This window comes from Janibacter limosus (assembly GCF_004295485.1).
In the GTDB taxonomy this organism is placed as follows: Bacteria; Actinomycetota; Actinomycetes; order Actinomycetales; family Dermatophilaceae; genus Janibacter; species Janibacter limosus_A.
Map to the genome: position 1 here is coordinate 1,304,974 of NZ_CP036164.1, position 13,644 is coordinate 1,318,617.

Annotated in this window: 17 protein-coding genes, 1 tRNA gene and 1 pseudogene; 10 read left to right on the forward strand and 9 right to left on the reverse strand. The window is 69.9% G+C overall.

Annotated elements, in window-relative coordinates:
- The first annotated feature begins 154 nt into the window (after positions 1 to 154).
- Positions 155 to 1,351, forward strand: coding sequence for a glycogen synthase (glgA, locus tag EXU32_RS06240; protein WP_130629120.1), 1,197 nt, complete (start codon positions 155 to 157; stop codon positions 1,349 to 1,351).
- Here glgA and EXU32_RS06245 read toward each other — a convergent pair.
- Together EXU32_RS06245 and EXU32_RS06250 are read right to left on the reverse strand one after the other, a co-directional pair.
- Complete coding sequence (locus EXU32_RS06245; RefSeq protein ID WP_130629121.1) at positions 1,324 to 1,851, reverse strand: GNAT family N-acetyltransferase; 528 nt, start codon at positions 1,849 to 1,851, stop codon at positions 1,324 to 1,326. The genes glgA and EXU32_RS06245 overlap by 28 nt on opposite strands.
- On the reverse strand, positions 1,848 to 2,603 hold the full coding sequence (locus tag EXU32_RS06250) for a hypothetical protein (RefSeq protein WP_130629122.1): 756 nt from the start codon (positions 2,601 to 2,603) through the stop codon (positions 1,848 to 1,850). The genes EXU32_RS06245 and EXU32_RS06250 overlap by 4 nt, the downstream gene beginning before the upstream one ends.
- A gap of 38 nt (positions 2,604 to 2,641) precedes the next feature.
- Here EXU32_RS06250 and EXU32_RS06255 point away from each other — a divergent pair, with 38 nt between their 5' ends.
- The 7 genes from EXU32_RS06255 (at position 2,642) to EXU32_RS06285 (ending at position 7,893) form a co-directional block, all read left to right on the forward strand.
- Positions 2,642 to 3,427, forward strand: coding sequence for an ABC transporter ATP-binding protein (locus EXU32_RS06255; protein ID WP_130629123.1), 786 nt, complete (start codon positions 2,642 to 2,644; stop codon positions 3,425 to 3,427).
- A 98-nt stretch (positions 3,428 to 3,525) separates the two neighbouring features.
- Positions 3,526 to 3,975, forward strand: a complete 450-nt coding sequence (locus EXU32_RS06260) for an NfeD family protein (RefSeq protein WP_347400292.1) — start codon at positions 3,526 to 3,528, stop codon at positions 3,973 to 3,975.
- A gap of 96 nt (positions 3,976 to 4,071) precedes the next feature.
- Entirely contained in the window at positions 4,072 to 5,232 is a 1,161-nt protein-coding gene (locus tag EXU32_RS06265) for an SPFH domain-containing protein (protein WP_130629125.1), read from the forward strand.
- A gap of 64 nt (positions 5,233 to 5,296) precedes the next feature.
- Positions 5,297 to 6,070, forward strand: a complete 774-nt coding sequence (locus EXU32_RS06270; protein ID WP_242612904.1) for a sulfite exporter TauE/SafE family protein — start codon at positions 5,297 to 5,299, stop codon at positions 6,068 to 6,070.
- Positions 6,067 to 6,795 carry a sulfite exporter TauE/SafE family protein gene (locus EXU32_RS06275; RefSeq protein ID WP_130629126.1) on the forward strand — a complete coding sequence of 243 codons (729 nt, stop codon included), beginning with the start codon at positions 6,067 to 6,069 and terminating at the stop codon, positions 6,793 to 6,795. The genes EXU32_RS06270 and EXU32_RS06275 overlap by 4 nt, the downstream gene beginning before the upstream one ends.
- Positions 6,796 to 6,804: 9 nt before the next feature.
- The gene (locus EXU32_RS06280; RefSeq protein ID WP_130629127.1) at positions 6,805 to 7,614 is read left to right on the forward strand and encodes a TrmH family RNA methyltransferase; all 810 of its coding nucleotides are present in this window, start codon (positions 6,805 to 6,807) and stop codon (positions 7,612 to 7,614) included.
- A gap of 45 nt (positions 7,615 to 7,659) precedes the next feature.
- On the forward strand, positions 7,660 to 7,893 hold the full coding sequence (locus EXU32_RS06285) for a DivIVA domain-containing protein (protein WP_130629128.1): 234 nt from the start codon (positions 7,660 to 7,662) through the stop codon (positions 7,891 to 7,893).
- Between the two features lie 32 nt (positions 7,894 to 7,925).
- Here the strand turns inward: EXU32_RS06285 and EXU32_RS06290 are convergent, their stop codons facing one another.
- From EXU32_RS06290 to EXU32_RS06300, 3 genes are read right to left on the reverse strand one after another with little or no spacing between them, the layout of a single operon-like run.
- Entirely contained in the window at positions 7,926 to 8,471 is a 546-nt protein-coding gene (locus EXU32_RS06290; RefSeq protein ID WP_130629129.1) for a YbhB/YbcL family Raf kinase inhibitor-like protein, read from the reverse strand.
- A gap of 55 nt (positions 8,472 to 8,526) precedes the next feature.
- Positions 8,527 to 8,907, reverse strand: coding sequence for a DUF3037 domain-containing protein (locus EXU32_RS06295; protein ID WP_130629130.1), 381 nt, complete (start codon positions 8,905 to 8,907; stop codon positions 8,527 to 8,529).
- Positions 8,904 to 9,671: a HipA family kinase gene (locus EXU32_RS06300; RefSeq protein ID WP_130629131.1), complete on the reverse strand. Its 768-nt coding sequence runs from the start codon at positions 9,669 to 9,671 to the stop codon at positions 8,904 to 8,906. Before EXU32_RS06300 ends, EXU32_RS06295 begins: the two co-directional genes overlap by 4 nt.
- A gap of 56 nt (positions 9,672 to 9,727) precedes the next feature.
- Between EXU32_RS06300 and EXU32_RS06305 the strand changes: the two genes are divergently transcribed.
- A complete protein-coding gene (locus EXU32_RS06305) occupies positions 9,728 to 10,138 on the forward strand; it encodes a VOC family protein (RefSeq protein ID WP_130629132.1) in 411 nt (136 codons plus the stop codon).
- A gap of 85 nt (positions 10,139 to 10,223) precedes the next feature.
- A tRNA-Leu gene (locus EXU32_RS06310) sits at positions 10,224 to 10,309 on the forward strand.
- 318 nt (positions 10,310 to 10,627) lie between these two features.
- Here the strand turns inward: EXU32_RS06310 and EXU32_RS06315 are convergent.
- The 4 genes and pseudogenes from EXU32_RS06315 to EXU32_RS17435 all read right to left on the reverse strand — a co-directional run.
- A protein-coding gene (locus EXU32_RS06315) for an IS3 family transposase (protein ID WP_130629133.1) occupies positions 10,628 to 11,910 on the reverse strand; the annotation gives its coding sequence in 2 pieces (ribosomal slippage) (positions 10,628 to 11,637 and positions 11,637 to 11,910; 1,284 coding nt in all).
- A 19-nt stretch (positions 11,911 to 11,929) separates the two neighbouring features.
- Positions 11,930 to 12,178, reverse strand: a complete 249-nt coding sequence (locus EXU32_RS06320; RefSeq protein WP_130629134.1) for a hypothetical protein — start codon at positions 12,176 to 12,178, stop codon at positions 11,930 to 11,932.
- A 20-nt stretch (positions 12,179 to 12,198) separates the two neighbouring features.
- Positions 12,199 to 13,092 carry an IS3 family transposase gene (locus EXU32_RS06325; protein ID WP_431603061.1) on the reverse strand — a complete coding sequence of 298 codons (894 nt, stop codon included), beginning with the start codon at positions 13,090 to 13,092 and terminating at the stop codon, positions 12,199 to 12,201.
- Positions 13,081 to 13,410: pseudogene (locus tag EXU32_RS17435) on the reverse strand (hypothetical protein); the annotation flags it as partial. The gene EXU32_RS06325 and the pseudogene EXU32_RS17435, both read right to left, overlap by 12 nt.
- Between the last annotated feature and the right edge of the window lie 234 nt (positions 13,411 to 13,644).

The window sequence follows — 13,644 nt, forward strand, 5'->3', positions numbered from 1 at the left end:
CTTGCCCTCGCCGCCGGCGAGCACGATGGTCAGGACCTTGGGTTGGCTGCGCACGATCCGCTCCCTCACGTCGCTCTCTGACGTCCGGCCGGGGCCGGCGCCTTCGTCCTGCCCAAACCTAGTCGCAAGAGCACGCCGGCCATAGGGTGACGCCATGCGCGTCGACATCCTCAGCAAGGAGTACCCACCCGCGGTGTACGGCGGGGCGGGGGTCCACGTCGCCGAGCTGACCCGCGCACTGCGCGAGCGTGGTGACACCGACGTGCGCGTGCGCTGCTTCGGCGACCCCCGGGACGAAGGGGGGACCACCGGCTATGCGGACCCGCCCGGCCTGGCCGGGGCCAACCCTGCGCTCACGACGATGGGCGTCGACCTGGCGATGGCGGCCGACTGCGGGGGAGCGGACCTGGTCCACAGCCACACCTGGTACGCAAACTTCGCCGGCCACACCGCGTCGCTCCTGCACGGGATCCCGCACGTGGTGTCCGCGCACAGCCTCGAGCCGCTGCGCCCGTGGAAGGCCGAGCAGCTCGGCGGCGGCTACGCCCTCAGCTCGTGGGTCGAGCGCACCGCCTACGAGGCCGCGGCGGGAGTCATCGCCGTCAGCCACGGCATGCGGGCGGACATCCTGCGCAGCTACCCGACGATCGACCCCGCGCGCGTCCACGTCGTGCACAACGGCATCGACTCCCGGCTGTGGCAGCCGGCGGCGGACCTCGACGTGGTCCGCCGGCACGGCGTCGACCCGGACCGACCGTCGGTCCTCTTCGTCGGGCGGATCACCCGGCAGAAGGGCCTACCCCACCTGCTGCGGGCCGCGCGCGCACTGCCCCCAGAGGTCCAGGTCGTGCTCTGTGCCGGTGCCCCGGACACCCCCGAGATCCTCGCTGAGGTCGAGGACCTGATCGCCCAGCTGCGGTCCGTGCGAGACGGTGTCGTCTGGATCCCCGAGATGCTGCCGCGCGCCGAGGTGATCGCGCTGCTGTCCGCCGCGACCGTCTTTGCCTGCCCGTCGGTCTACGAGCCGCTGGGCATCGTCAACCTCGAGGCGATGGCCTGCGGTCTGCCGGTCGTCGCCACCGCCACCGGGGGCATCCCCGAGGTCGTCGTCGACGGGGAGACCGGGTGGCTGGTGCCGATCGAGCAGGTCCAGGACGGCACGGGCGCGCCGGTGGACGCCGACGGGTTCGAGGCAGACCTCGCGGCCGCGCTCACCGATGCCTTGTCCGATCCCGCGCGAGCACACGAGCGTGGGATCGCCGGGCGCGAGCGCGCGATCTCGCAGTTCTCCTGGACGAGCATCGGCGACCAGACCATGGCGGTCTACGAGAGCGTGCTGCGCCACTCCTGACGGGTGATCTCGCTGATCACCTCTCCGAGCTCCGCTCCCGGGAGCGGCTCGTCCCACTCGCGTACCTCGGTGCGTACCTCGCGCATCCCGAGCCTGCGCATGACGCCTCGCGACCCGGCGTTGACGACCATCGTCTCCGCCCGCACGACGTCGAGCTGCGTGTCGGCGAAGGCCTCGGCGAGCACGGCCCGAGCCCCCTCGACGGCCAGGCCCTGCCGCCACCAGCGACGGGCGAGCCGGTAGCCGAGCTCGGCCACACCCCCTTCGCGCGGCCACACGGCCCACCAGCCCACCGGTTGCTCGCCGACGTGCCCGACCCACATCGGCCCCGGCAGCTGCGGGCTCCAGTAGTCGCGCGCCTCCTGGGCCGTGCGGCCACGTCCGAGGATGTGGCGCAGCACCTCCGGGTCGGAGTCGAGCTCCACGAGGAAGGGGAGGTCCCCCGGCCCCGCAGGCTGCAGCCGGAGCCGGTCCGTGTGCAGTGGCCGGACGGCAGTCACCGGATGGGGACCCAGCCGGCCATCTGGGCGCAGGCGGCGTTGGTGGCGTCGGCGAGGCTCTGCTCGCAGAGTCGCGCCAACCGGCGCAACGCAGCGGAGCGGGTCGCGTCGTGTGCAGCGGTGACCGCGCCGGACGAGCCGAGGCCGATCTCGGCGGCCACGGCGACCGTCCCGGCCAGGCCGATGACCGTGCGCGCGCGCTGGGGCAGGGTCTCGGGCAGGGACCAGTCGGCGCCCAGACGGTCGTCGACGAGATCACGGGAGAGGTCATCGGCCCAGGGGGCGCCGCCGATGCGGTCGAGCTCCTCGACGGAGGCGAGCAGCTGACGACGCAGGTGCCGCTCGAGCTGGGAGGGCTCCAGGGCCTCGATGCGGTGGGGCGGCACCGGGTCGGCGTCGTGCTCCACCCAGTCGATGCGCAGTCCCTGCGCACCCTCCGAGCCGAAGGTCGAGATCGACGGCACGAGCATCCCGCCCAGCCCGGCGACGAAGACGGCCTCGCCGGCGTGGACCGCGGCGTCGGTGGCGATGGGGCCGCACCTCGGCAGCCCACCGATGTCCCCGGGGCCGGGCAGGGCCACGAGGAGGGCCGCCTCACCCAGGTCCCGCCACACGCGGACCTGCTCGACGAGGCCCTCGGTGTGGTCGACATCGGGAAGTGCGCGCTCGATCGCATGGGTGAGTGTCGTGCCGCCGGACCACGCATGCGTGACCCACAGGGCGACCCGGACGGAAGCAGGCAGCTCGGGCATCTGACCGATGGTAGTTCGCGGTAGATAGGGTCGGGTCCATGAGTGATGTCCTTGCCCTGGCCGGTGCCACCGTCGTCCGTGGTGAGTCGACCCTCGTCTCAGAGATCGACTGGGAGGTCGAGGAGGGCCAGCGGTGGGTCGTCCTCGGGCCCAACGGCGCCGGCAAGACGACCCTCCTGCAGCTCGCCTCGGCTCGCATGCACCCCACCCGGGGTGTCGTCGGCATCCTCGGCGAGGTCCTCGGTGCCGTCGACGTCTTCGAGCTGAGGCCGCGCATCGGTCTGGCCTCGGCGTCCCTGGCCGACCGGATCCCCAAGAGCGAGAGCGTCTCCGACGTAGTCGTCACGGCCTCGTGGGGCGTCGTGGGTCGGTGGCGTGAGGGCTACGACGACCTCGACCACGCCCGCGCGCACGAGCTCCTCGAGGCGCTCGGTGCAGGGCACCTCAGCGACCGCACCTACGGCACCCTGTCCGAGGGAGAGCGCAAGCGCGTCCAGATCGCGCGAGCCCTCATGACCGACCCGGAGCTGATGCTCCTCGACGAGCCGGCGGCCGGTCTCGACCTCGGCGGCCGCGAGGACCTCGTCCAGCGCCTGGGCGCCATCGCCGGCGACCTGGCCGCTCCGGCCCTGGTGATGGTGACCCACCACGTCGAGGAGATCCCGCCCAACTTCACCGACGTGCTCCTCCTGCGCGAGGGCCAGGTCGTCGCGCAGGGACCGATCGAGATCACGCTCACCGAGGCCAACCTGTCGCAGACCTTCGGCCTCGACCTGGTGCTGGAGCAGCACGGCGACCGGTGGTCGGCACGGGCCCGCAGCTGACCCCCTTCGACACAGGGTGGTCACATCCGGGGTGGCGGTGACCACACCCTCACGGGCGTTGGGCATGATGGACACACACGAGCACGAGGGGGATGAGCATGGACTGGTTGGTTGACAACCTCTGGCTGGCCTGGATGGGGCTGGCCCTCGTGCTCATCGCCATCGAGGCGATGACCGTGGACTTCGTCTTCGTCATGCTCTTCGGCGGTGCCCTCGTGGGCGCGCTCGCGGCAGCGCTCGGCGCGCCGGTCGTCCTCCAGGTCGTGGCGGCCGTCATCGTGGCGCTGCTGCTCATCGCCGTCGTGCGGCCGATCATCAAGCGCCAGTTCAGCAACCCCGCAGCCTCGGCCGACATCGGGTCCGGCGCACTGGCGGGCAGGAGCGCACGGGTGCTCGAGACCGTCACGGAGACCGACGGCCGGGTTCGGCTGGCCGGCGAGACGTGGAGCGCCCGGGTCCCCGACGGCAGCCCCGCCTGCGAGCCCGGTACCGAGGTGCGGGTCCTCGCCATCGACGGCGCCACGGCGATCGTCACCCACCAGAACTGACCTGACGGCCGCGACCGTCACGCACGAGGGACGTCCATCGGGCGTCTCGCCAAGGAGGACCGGAGCACCGCCGGTCCGACACCCGAAAGGACACCCATGGGCATCCTGATCTTCCTCGCAGCGCTACTGCTCTTCGCGCTCGTCATGCTCTTCAAGACCGTGCGGATCGTGCCCCAGCAGACCGCACTGATCATCGAGCGACTCGGTCGCTACTCCCGCACCCTCGAGGGCGGGATCCACATCCTCATCCCCTTCGTCGACAGGGTGCGCGCCAACGTCGACCTGCGCGAGCAGGTCGTGAGCTTCCCGCCGCAGCCGGTCATCACCTCCGACAACCTGGTCGTCAACATCGACACGGTCATCTACTACACGGTGATCGACGCCAAGCGCGCCGTGTACGAGATCGCCAACTTCATCCAGGGCATCGAGCAGCTGACGGTCACGACCCTGCGCAATGTCATCGGCTCGCTCGACCTGGAGCAGACACTGACCAGCCGCGACCAGATCAACGGCCAGCTCCGCGGCGCCCTCGACGAGGCGACCGGCCGCTGGGGCATCCGCGTCAACCGGGTCGAGCTCAAGGCGATCGACCCGCCGATGTCCATCCAAGAGTCGATGGAGAAGCAGATGAAGGCCGAGCGGGACCGCCGTGCGGCGATCCTCAACGCCGAGGGCGTCAAGCAGTCCTCGATCCTCACCGCAGAGGGTGAGAAGCAGTCCGCGATCCTGCGCGCCGAGGGATCGGCCCAGGCCGCAGTCCTCGAGGCACAGGGTCAGTCGCGGGCCATCAAGCAGGTCTTCGACGCGATCCACCGCGGCAAGCCGACGCAGAAGTTGCTGGCCTACCAGTACCTGCAGGTCCTGCCGCAGATCGCGACCGGTGACGCCAACAAGATGTGGATCATCCCGAGCGAGCTCACCGATGCCCTGCGCGGCATCGGCGGTGCGCTCGGCGGTGGGGGTCAGCCCGGAGGCTCCGGCGTGGACGCGGAGGACTTCGTCGACCCGGGTCCCGAGGACGAGTCCAATGTCTTCGCCGAGACGGCGCTGGAGGACCCGGGCCAGGCGCTGGCCGAGGCGCGCGGTCAGGCCGGCCAGGCCTCGCGCGAGGCCAGCGAGCACGCCACCCCCGCATCCCGGGTGCAGCCCTCGCAGGTGCCCGAGGCGCCGGAGCAGGCGCCCCAGCAGGCACCCCAGCAGGCACCCCAGCAGCCGCCGGCCCCGCCCGTGCAGGACGGTCCGGACGCGCCGCACTGACGTGTCCCGCCCGGCACGTCCCCGCTGACCTGACACCCGGTCCACCCCAGTTAGGGTGGGCCGGGTGTCGTGGCTCGAGATGGGTGCAGTGGTCCTTGCAGGGGTCTGGGCCGGGGGGATCAACACCCTCGTCGGGTCAGGCACGCTCGTGACCTTCCCCGTCCTCCTCGCGCTGGGTGTCCCCGCCGTCACGGCCAATGTCTCCAACTCCATCGGGCTGGTCCCCGGAGGGATCAGCGGCAGCCTCGGCTACCTACCGGAGATGAAGGGCATGGGGCGCCGCCTCGTGCAGCTGGCGCCGATGTCGATCCTCGGCGCGGTCACGGGGGCACTGCTCCTGCTGTGGCTGCCACCGGAGGCCTTCGAGGCGATCGTCCCCGTACTCATCGGCCTCGGGATCCTCCTGGTGATCTTCGGTCCCCGGCTGCAGGCCTGGACCAAGGGCCACCACGAGGACGGTGGGCCGATGCCGACCGGGCACCTGGTCGCGCTCATGGCCGGGGTGCTCGTCGCAGGCGTCTATGGCGGGTACTTCGGTGCCGCTCAGGGAGTCATCCTCATCGGCCTGCTCTCGGCCCTGTCGACCGAGCCGCTCCAGGCGCTCAACGGGCTGAAGAACGTCCTGGGCCTCGTCGTCAACGCGGTCGGGTCCTTGGTCTTCATCATCACCGCGCCCGAGCTGATCGACTGGCGGATCGCCGGGCTCGTCGGCGTCGGCGCGCTCGTGGGCGGCGTGCTCGGGGCTCGGTACGGACGGCGTCTGCCGCCCAACGCCCTCCGCGCGGTCATCGTCGTCGTCGGCGTGGTCGGCATCGTGAAGTTCGTGTTCTTCCCGTGATCGAGTGGGTCGACCCGGTGATCCTCGGCTTGGGCCTCGTCGTGGCCGTGGGCGCCTTCGTCCAGTCCTCGATCGGCTTCGGGATCGCGGTGGTCTCCGCTCCCTTCGTCGTGGTCCTGCGACCCGACCTCATGCCGACGTCGATGCTCGTGTGTGCCTTCGTCCTGCCCGTCCTGCAGCTGGCCTCCGGCCCGCGCGAGATCCTGTGGCGACCTCTCGGCTGGGCCGTGGGCGCACGGCTGGCCGTGACACCGCTCGGCGTGTGGCTCGTCGCGTCGACCTCCACCGACGCGATCGCCCTCGCGGTGGGGATCCTCATCCTCGTCACCGTCATCGCCTCCGTCGTGGTCGTCGACATCAGGCTCACCCGAGGCAGCGCGATGGGGGCCGGCGCGATCAGCGGGGTCTCCGGAACCGCGGCATCCATCGGCGGGCCCTTCTTCGCGCTCGTCCTGCGGCACGAACCGCCCGACCGGCTCCGGGCCACCCTTGCCGTCTTCTTCATCGCTGGATCGACGATGGCGATCGGCGGCCTCGCCCTGGCCGGGGCCGCGACGTGGGACCAGCTCCTCGCGGGGGCGACGTGGATTCCCTTCGTCGTCCTGGGACACCTCGTGGCCGGACCGGTGCGACGTCGGCTGCCGGCGACCGCAGTGCGTCGGGGCGTGCTCGTCTTCTGCGTCGTGGCGAGCGTGGGCGTCATCGGTCGCACGCTCCTGCTCTAGCCTTCGCCTGTGCCGATCCTCATCACCGACCCCACCGACGAGCGGCTGCGTGACTTCGTCGGACTGACCGATGTCAAGATGCGCCGCGTCCTCGAGCCCGAGGGCGGGCTCTACCTCGCCGAGAGCGAGAAGGTCATCCGACGTGCGCTGGCCGCCGGTCATCGACCGCGCGCGATGCTCATGGGCGAGCGGTGGCTGACCGACCTGGCCGACGTGGTCGCGGCCGCCGAGGCCGACGGAGTGCCCGTCTACACCGCCTCGGCCGAGGTCATCGAGGGGATCACCGGCTTCAACATGCATCGCGGCGCGCTGGCCTCGATGCACCGACCGGCCGTCAGGCCTCTCGCCGAGGTCCTCGACGGGGCGAGGCGGGTCCTCGTCATCGAGGACGTGGTCGACCACACCAATGTCGGCGCGATCTTCCGCTCGGCGGCTGCGCTCGGGACCGATGCCGTGCTCGTGACACCCCGATGCGCAGACCCGTTGTACCGCAGGGCCATCCGGGTCTCGATGGGGACGGTCTTCCAGGTCCCGTGGACGCGGATCGAGCCGTGGCCGTCGGGGATCGAGGACCTGCGCGCCGCGGGGTTCACCGTCGCCGCTCTTGCCCTGACCGACGACGCGGTCAGTCTCGACGAGCTCGCCGCGGACCCGCCCGAGCGGCTCGCGCTCGTCCTCGGGACCGAGGGCGACGGGCTCGCCCGACGCACCCTCGGCCGCGTCGACGTCACGGTGACGATCCCCATGGCCGGGGGAGTGGACTCGCTCAACGTGGCCGCCGCCGGCGCCGTGGCGGCCTGGGAGCTCCGGGTGCGCTGAGCGCGCCGGCTGGCCGCAGCCCCTTCGGCACGAGACAATCGTGCGATGAGCAGCACAGGAGCCTCTCGCCCCACGTTCTCCACGACCCGGTTCCGCGAGGGATATGCCGTCGGTGACGTCGATGACTTCCTGGATGCGGTCTTCACCGCCATCTCGACCGGGCAGCCCGTGCCGCCCATCGCCACAGCCGTCTTCCGCCCGGTCCGCCTGGAGATCGGTTACGACATGGCCGAGGTCGACGACTTCCTCGACGAGCTCGAGGCGGGTCTGACGAGCTGACTCTCCAGCGATCGCTAGGGGCCCGTCACCCGTCAGGACTGGTAGGTGCCGGTGATGACGGCGCGGCCGATCGTGTGCTGGAGGTAGTTGAAGGCAGCGACGGTGCAGGTCACCGAGTCGTCGATGCCGAGGTCGTCGGTGTCGAGGGCGTGCACGGCGAAGACGTAGCGGTGCGCGACGTCACCCTGCGGCGGAGCGGCCCCACCGAAGGCCTTGGAGCCGAAGTCGGTCGCCGTCATGAAGGCACCCTCGGGCAGCTGCGCACCGCCCTCGGCACCCGCGCCCTCCGGCAGGGAGGTCGTGCTGGCGGGCAGTCCCACGACGGTCCAGTGCCAGAAGCCAGCGGGGGTGGGCGCGTCGGCGTCGAAGCACGAGACGGCGAAGCTGCGGGTGCCTTCGGGGGCGCCGGTCCAGGCGAGCTGCGGGCTGCGGTTGCCACCGCTGAAGCCCCAGTCGTCGAAGACCTGCGCATCGGCGAGCGGGCCGCCGTCGGTGAAGCTCTCGCTCGTCACCTCGAAGGGGGTCGTGGTGGGCAGCAGGTCGTAGGGAGCCGGTGCGGTCGGTCGCGTGAGATCCATGGCTTCGACCCTAGGACGTGAGGACCGGGCGTCAAGCGCTCGTCCAGTCGGTCGGTCAGCGCACGAGGCGGTCGAGGAGCCGCTGGACCTCGGCAGCGGGGTCGTCGGTGAGCCCGCTGTGCACCGGACCCGGACGCACGACGGTGGATCTCGGTGCACTCAACCAGCCGAACCGCCGACCGTCGTCGCCGAGACGGGGGAGGCCACCCCCTTCGCGTCCGGCGGCGACATCGCACACGGTCTGCAGCGCGGCATCGAGGTCGTCCAGGTCCAGGTCGGGGGCGAAGGCGTGCACCCGCTCCCGATCGACCGCGAAGGCGGCCTCGAGGTGCTCGGCGGCCTGACTGCGCAGGACGACGCCGACGTTGAGGAACTCCTCGCGCTCGGCCCTCGGTACGCAGCGCAGGACGACGTACTGGTAGGGGAAGGGAGTCATCGGGCACCTCCGGGGAGCCACGCGTCCGGGTGGTCGCGTCTGGTCGTCAGGTGCTCCAGGTAGGCGGCACGGACCGCCGCCGCGTCGGGGAGCTGGTCGGAGGTCTCGAGCCACTCGTCGGGGACGAGCTGGATGATCCGGGCGAGCTCGGCGTCGCCGAGCCGGGAGGCCAGGTCCGCGTGGTGGGGCCGCAGGTCGTCCACGAGGTCGCCGAGGACGTGGTCGGAAGCGTCGAAGTGCTGGGCGACGAACTTGGCCGCGTCGGGCGCCCTGCGGGCCCACGCGTGGTGGAAGTACAGCGCGGCGCCATGGTCGATGACCCAGGGCTGGCCTCCCCAGACGAGCAGGTTGGGGTTGGCCCAGGTGCGGTCGATGTTGGCGGTGAAGGCGTCGAGCCAGACGATGGGTGCGGCCTGTGCGGGGCTGGCCGGGCGGCTGCCGTCGTAGCCGAAGGAGCCGGGCAGGTAGTCGAGACCGAGGTTGGTGCCCACGGACGCGCTGAGGAGGTCCTGGACCTCCTCGTCGGCCTCGTAGCGGGCGATGTCGCGCGGCAGGTCGACGACGGCGAGGCGGGGGACCGGGATCTGCAGCGCCCGGGCGATCTCGCCGACGATGACCTCGGCGACCAGGACCTTCAGGCCCTGACCGGCTCCGCGGAACTTCACGACGTACATCCCGAGGTCGTCGGCGTCCACGAGTCCGGGCAGGGAGCCCCCTTCGCGCAGGGGGACCGCGAATCGGGTCGCGGTGACGGTCTCGAGCACGGGGCCAGAGTAGGCCCGGTTGGCGTGGCGGGCCGCTTTCGCGCAAGGTGGACGTCATGCTCCATGGACGACGACCGCCCCACGACTACCTCGGCACCGTGATCGGCACGCCCGATCCGAGGGGGTTGGCGCGCTTCTACGCGGAAGTCCTCGGGTGGCGGATCCAGATCGACGAGGAGGACTGGGCGACCATCGCGCCCGAACGCGCCCACGTCTACCTGGGATTCCAGCTCGAGCGGGAGCACGTCAGGCCGGCCTGGCCTGCCCTGCAGGGCGAGCAGCAGATGCAGATGCACCTGGACATCGAGGTCAGCGATCTCGACGTGGCCGTCGAGTCCGCGCTGCGGTTGGGCGGGCGCCTCTCGGAGCACCAGCCGCAGGAGGAGGTGCGGGTCCTCATCGACCCGTCGGGGCACCCCTTCTGCCTCTATATCGGCGCTGCCGAGGCGGCTGCGGAGACGCCCTGACGCGCGGATTTCTCACTCACGAGATCCGCGTGTAAAGTTTCACGTCGTTGCCCCGATGGTGTCGAAACCATCGGAAGCACCACTCGTCCGGGTGGCGGAATTGGCAGACGCGCTAGCTTGAGGTGCTAGTGCCCGTATTAGGGCATGGGGGTTCAAGTCCCCCCTCGGACACAGATGAGTCGCTCACGAAACTGTGAGCGCGGGTTCACGAAACCTCGGTCAGATCAAAGATCTGGTCGAGGTTTTGTGCTGTTCAGGGCTTCTGAGCGCTGAGGAGTTGCTCGTTGAACCCCGAAGGCCCCGTCCTGGGTGGACGGGGCCTTCGTCGTGGCGTGTTGGGGAACGGGCTGTGGCCCGTCAGGCATGAGGCCTGCGGGCTGAGGTGGGGTAATGATTCGGTTGTGTGCGGTTGGTGGCCCCAGATGGTCTGGGGCAGGTCAGGCGGGTAGTAGGTGCTCCGGGTGAAGCGCCCCAGCTTCTCTGCCGTTCCTATGCGGGGTGCGGCTCTCGGTTGAGAGCAGCGTAGTGGGCTTGCTCGTACTCCACGGGTGGGACGTTTCCCAGAGAGCCATGAAGCCTGCGGGCGTTGTACCAGTCCACCCAGCCGGCGGTGGCGTACTCGACGTCGGCGATGGTCTTGTAGGGGCCGTCGTGGAAGACAGTAGTGCGGATGCACTCGGCCTTGTAGAGCCCGTTGACCGTCTCCATCAGAGCGTTGTCGTACGCGTCGCCGACCGACCCGATGGAGGGTCGGATCTCCTCCAGCGCGAGGTGCTCGGTCAGCCTCAGACTCGTATATTGAGACCCGGCATCCGAGTGGTGGATCAGCTCGCCCGCGACGGTCGGGTGACCCTCGCGGTCGCGCTGCCACAGCGCCATCCGCAGGGGGGTCATCACGAGGTCGGTGTGCTTGGTCGTGGCTGCGTGCCAGGCCACGATGCGTTGGGCGTAGACGTCGAGGATGAACGCGACGTAGACGAACCCGGCCCACGTCTTCACGTACGTGAAGTCGGTGACCCAGACGAGATTGGGTGTGGCCGCGGTGAAGTTGCGATCCAGCAGGTCACCGGCCCGGATGCCGTCCTTGGCCGGGATCGTGGTCCGGATGCCCTTGTCGCGGCGAACCCCGACCAGCCCGAGGGTGCGCATCGCACGGTCCACCGACCCAGCGCTGGCTTCCGGCATGACGGTGCGGCGCAGGTAGGCGGTCATCTTCCTGCGCCCGTAGAGGCCCTCGGGGGTCAGCTTGCGCCGCCCATTGGCGTCGGTGGCCCACGCGCCGTCCCGGACGGCGTCGACGACCTGGGCATCCGTGATGGTCCGCGCTGCCACGACACGGCCGGTCTGTTTCCAACTGCGGTAGGTCCGCGCGGCGATCTGGCAGCCCTGCTCACGCAGGACCCGACAGATCGACTCGACCGCGTGACCCTCGGCTCTCATGGTGTCGACGAAACCCATGATCAGCGGTTGCGGGGGTCGAGTTCCCCGGCGAAGAAAACCGTCGCGGACTTCAAGATCGCGTTGTCCTCCTCCAGACGTCGGACCTTGGCCTTCAGGCTCTTGATTTCAGCGAGTTCCTCGCTGGTGGCTCCTTGGCGTTGGCCCCCGTCGACCTGGGACTGGATCACCCAGCGGCGCACGGACTCCTTGCCGACACCGAGCTGCTTGGCCACGACCGCCGCAGCGGCCGTGAGCGACGAGTACTCGCCCTGGTGTTCGTTGACCAGCCGCACCGCTCTGGCCTTCAACTCTTCATCGATCTTCTTCGGCATGCTGCTCATTCTCCTGGACTCAAACAGGAGCGGCATCAAACCTGGGGCGCTTCAGCTTGACCAGTCCGACCTGCCGCGTCCATCCCGATTGGAGCATCCCCACGTCGTCGCGCTTGAGGCCTCCGAAGGATCGCTCGACCGTTGTCCGGCGTGCGTAGGCGTCGAACCAGGCCGGGGTTCCCCAGGTGTGTTTCTGGCGGTGCTTGCCCAGGGCCTCGTCGGGGATAGTGATCGTCTGAGTGCAGCACTTCTGTCGGGACTGCTGCACGGATAGGTGACAGTCGGTAGTCACGCAGCCTGATCGGCTGGTGTGGTCATGGTGGTCTCGTATTCGATGGGCGTCAATCGGCCGAGGCGGTCCTGTCGTCGTCGGCGGTGGTAGGTCCTCTCGATCCAGGTGACGATCGCGATCCGTAGCTGTTCGCGGGTGTCCCATCGGCGTTGGTTGAGGACGTTCTTCTGCAGGAGCGCGAAGAAGGATTCCATCGCGGCGTTGTCACCGCAGGCGCCGACACGTCCCATGGACCCGACGAGCTGGTGACGGCCCAGGCGGTGGACGAATTTGCGGCTTCGAAATTGAGATCCTCGGTCGCTGTGCACGATGCACCCGGCCACGCCGACGCCGTCAGCGCCGCGGCGGGCGACGGCCGAGTTCAGGGCCGTGACAGCGAGGTTCGACGTCATCCGTGAGTCAATGCTGTAGCCCACGATCCGCCCGGAGCAGGCGTCCTTGATCGCGCACAGGTAGAGCTTGCCCTCGTCGGTCCAGTGCTCGGTGATGTCGGTCAGCCACACCTGATTCGGTGCCGTCGCGGTTGTGAAGTCATGCGTGACGCGACCCGCCTCGTCCTCGACCGCGAGCCGGTCATCGTGCACCGGCGGCCCGGACCGCGGACGAGCCGAACGCTTCTTGCCGAAGATCGACCACCACGCGTTCGCTGAGCAGATCCGCCACGCCGTACGGGCCGACATGCCCACCCCGGCATCGGCGGCCTCCTCATGGAGGTAGCGGTACCCGAATGCGGGGTCATCACGGTGGGCGTCGAACAACGCTTTCGCGCGATGCGCCCAGACCAGCTCGGACGCAGTGACCGGCGCGGCGAGCCACCGGTAGTACCTCGCGAGGCTCTTGAAGAAGGCTGCGACTGCGCCCACCGCGCCATCACAGTCGAAGGTCTTCACCAGGAGGTAGTTGCTGCGGCTCGCGCCGACGCGAGCGAATGCGTCGTCAGCGGGGAGTTCGAGCACTACCTGTTCGTAGTAGTCCCTGGCTCGCAGAGCGAAGGGACTTGCGCTGTCGTAGATCACGAGCGAGCCCGGGGACGCGAGTGCTGCGCGCCCGGCCTGCTCGACGAGCAGGGTTCCGCGGGTCTGGAACAGGAAGTAAAGGTAGTCCTGCTCATCGTGGGCTTGGGCGATGTCGCTGCGGGAGCGCCTGACCTCCTCGGCCCTGGCCCGTTTGGTGGACAGGCGGAAGTCGGCGTACTGGCACAGTCGGATTTCCCCGCCGAATCCGACACCGACGGGATCGGTCCGAACTGAGACGTGCGCTTCCCGGCGGACCTGGCGTCAGTAGTCGACCTCGTCGCCCCGTGGGGCGTTCCGAGTCGAGAAGGACGTTAGGCGCGGCAGCGAGGTGCTCTCCTGTCCCAGGATCACGCCCCTGCTCGCTGGTCCGTGCTGGTGTGCTCTTGCATACCGGTCTGGACTACCAGAGTACGACGCCGGCCCTCG

Bases quoted from the DNA above. Each gene is read 5' to 3' on its own strand.
- EXU32_RS06285 (WP_130629128.1), top strand. From the start codon at position 7,660: ATGAGCAGCACAGGAGCCTCTCGCCCCACGTTCTCCACGACCCGGTTC.
- EXU32_RS06290 (WP_130629129.1), bottom strand. From the start codon at position 8,471: ATGGATCTCACGCGACCGACCGCACCGGCTCCCTACGACCTGCTGCCC.
- glgA (WP_130629120.1), top strand. From the start codon at position 155: ATGCGCGTCGACATCCTCAGCAAGGAGTACCCACCCGCGGTGTACGGC.
- EXU32_RS06250 (WP_130629122.1), bottom strand. From the start codon at position 2,603: ATGCCCGAGCTGCCTGCTTCCGTCCGGGTCGCCCTGTGGGTCACGCAT.
- EXU32_RS06295 (WP_130629130.1), bottom strand. From the start codon at position 8,907: ATGACTCCCTTCCCCTACCAGTACGTCGTCCTGCGCTGCGTACCGAGG.
- EXU32_RS06305 (WP_130629132.1), top strand. From the start codon at position 9,728: ATGCTCCATGGACGACGACCGCCCCACGACTACCTCGGCACCGTGATC.
- EXU32_RS06255 (WP_130629123.1), top strand. From the start codon at position 2,642: ATGAGTGATGTCCTTGCCCTGGCCGGTGCCACCGTCGTCCGTGGTGAG.
- EXU32_RS06260 (WP_347400292.1), top strand. From the start codon at position 3,526: ATGGACTGGTTGGTTGACAACCTCTGGCTGGCCTGGATGGGGCTGGCC.
- EXU32_RS06265 (WP_130629125.1), top strand. From the start codon at position 4,072: ATGGGCATCCTGATCTTCCTCGCAGCGCTACTGCTCTTCGCGCTCGTC.